3 protein-coding genes are annotated in these 2,319 nt (G+C 62.8%); all 3 read right to left on the bottom strand.

The annotated features are described in order from the left end of the window. Window positions 1-902 (bottom strand): tetratricopeptide repeat protein (locus tag ACOVRJ_RS14090; protein ID WP_422044517.1); only part of this gene is annotated, 902 nt, incomplete at its 3' end. 39 nt (window positions 903-941) lie between these two features. After that, window positions 942-1,487 (bottom strand): hypothetical protein, encoded by a 546-nt coding sequence (locus ACOVRJ_RS14085; RefSeq protein ID WP_422044480.1) that lies wholly within the window; start codon window positions 1,485-1,487, stop codon window positions 942-944. Window positions 1,488-1,653: 166 nt separating this feature from the next. Then, on the bottom strand, window positions 1,654-2,319 hold a 666-nt coding region (locus tag ACOVRJ_RS14080), incomplete at its 5' end, for a DUF3400 domain-containing protein (protein ID WP_422044479.1).

Genomic DNA, 2,319 nt, shown 5'->3' with positions numbered 1-2,319 from the left:
CGCTCGGTGTCCTGGCGCACCTGCAGGGCGATGGCCCGTTTGTGACCTTCGGCCACGCGGCTGCTTTCTCGGGTGGCCGTTGCCTGCATCGCATAGTTGTAAGCGGCACCAAAAGCACCGATGCGGGCGTTCGCCCGCGCCAACTCATCCAGCAGTTCGGTCGGCGCCGACAAGCCACTGACCGCAAGCACCCGGTTCAGGGCCAGCTGCAAAAAATGCAGTTCCGCATTCTCATGCTGCATATCAGGCGGCGCCGGCAAGCCGGGCTTGCGATAAACCTCGGCCATCACCCGCAAGACCTTGATCTGCTCCTCGACATTGCTGTGTTGCTCGGCCAACGCCTGCGCCAACTCGGCCTTGGCCAAAGCCTCGGGCAAGAGCCCCAGGCGTGACAGTGTCAAGGCCTGACCCCGGAAGCAACGCAGTTGCAACATCGGCTCGCCCAAGACCGCGGCCGAGGCCTCGGCCTGGGCAAAGCGCTGCTGGGCTTCTTGCAACTCACCCAGGTCGAGCAACAACTCACCCAGGTTCTGCAGGGTCATCACATAGTTGTTGGACTTGTTCAGCGCGCTCAGCACCGACAAGGCTTCCTGCAGATTCTCCCGCGCGTCCTCACGCCGCCCGAGCAGGCGCAGCACATTGGCCGACTGCGTCAGGGCCAAGCCCAGCATGCCAGGCCAGCCGGTACGGCGCGCCAATTCCAAGGACTGGGCCGACCATTCAAGCGCAGCATCGAAATCACCCAGCGATGAAAAGGAATCGGCGCCATTGCCGGCGGACACGATCGCCAGCCGGGTCTGCCCGGTACGGATCGCGCAATCTCGAGCGATGGTGAAGTGTTTGATTGAGCCGGCCAGATCATCGGTATAGCCGGCCACCACGGCCCGCACGCTGGCCAGCATGGCCGTCACCACCGGACCATAGTCATGCGCGGGATCAAACTACTCGGCCACCCGCACGGCGGCTGCCTTGGCATCACGAAAGGCGGCATACAAGAGCCGCCGAGCCGAACTCGCTTGGACCCGCTCCTCATCGCCGCCGGCGCGAAAGTCTTCCTCGGCGGCGCTGAGCAGCTCATCGCGCAGTTGTGGTTGGCCACGCTCGATGGCCAAGGAAACCAGCAGCCCGCGGCCATCGCCGGCACCGACGCGGTCGCCGAACTTTTCGAACATCTCGATGGCGCGGCGCAAACGGGGCTCGGCCAGATCGGGCTTGCCCTTGAGCCAATCCGACTCGGCCCGCACCAGCAGCAAACGAGCGGCCCCCCGGTGGGCGGCCTCGGGCTCCAAATCCAGCCCGACCATCAAGGCTTCGGCCTCTTCGACCAGTTGCAAGGCGCGAACGCAATCACGCTGGCGCAAATGCCAGGCCAGCGGCACCAAGATCGCCAAGCGCATGGATCCCGACCACAAAGCCAAGGCGTCATCCAAAGCCACCACCTCAGCGTCATCGACGAACTGCGCTACGGTTGGGTCGAAGGTCCTCACAAGTCGCTTGCTCAGAAATGGTCTTGGCCGCGTGTTCAGTTGAACACATATTCAAAACCTCACCAAGCCGGCAAGAAGGACAAGTTGCTGCAAAAAAAGGGGGAATTCGGGGCATCGCTGCCGGCCCGCATGAGACACCGACCGGCAGCCCCCGAAAAGGAAAGCGTTAAACCAGCACGCGCTCGATACCGCCGTTATTGGCCTGGGCCACATACTCCGGCATCCAGTTGTCACCCAGGATCTTCTTGGCCATCTCGACGACGATGTAGTCGGCTTCCAGCAGGCCGTTTTGCAGGTCGCCGCCGTAACGCGACAGGCCTTGCAAGCAGCTTGGGCAGCTGGTCAAGATCTTCAGGTTCTCGGCCGCCGCGACCTTGCCGCTGTCGCGCAGCTGTGTCTCGGTCTTGCGCAGCTCTTCTTCCTTGCGGAAGCGAATCTGGGTCGAGATATCCGGCCGGGTCACGCCCAAGGTGCCGCTCTCGCCGCAGCAGCGCTTGCTCTCGACCACGTTGTCGCCGACCAAGGCCTTGACGGTCTTCATCGGCTCCTGCAGCTTCATCGGTGTGTGGCAGGGGTCGTGGTAGAGATAGCTCTTGTCGGAACCGAGCGTGATGCCCTTTTCCAGCAGGTATTCGTGGATGTCGATGATGCGGCAGCCGGGGAAGATCTCCTCGAACTTATAGCCCTGCAGCTGGTCGTAGCAGGTGCCGCATGACACCACCACGGTCTTGATGTCCAGATAGTTCAAGGTGTTGGCCACGCGGTGGAAGAGCACCCGGTTGTCGGTGATCATCTTCTCGGCCTTGTCGAACTGGCCCGAGCCGCGCTGCGG

This window comes from Roseateles sp., assembly GCF_049240545.1.
In the GTDB taxonomy this organism is placed as follows: domain Bacteria; phylum Pseudomonadota; class Gammaproteobacteria; order Burkholderiales; family Burkholderiaceae_C; genus Paucibacter_A.
The sequence above is the reverse complement of the archived record's forward strand: the minus strand, read 5'-3'. Positions and strand labels throughout refer to the sequence as shown.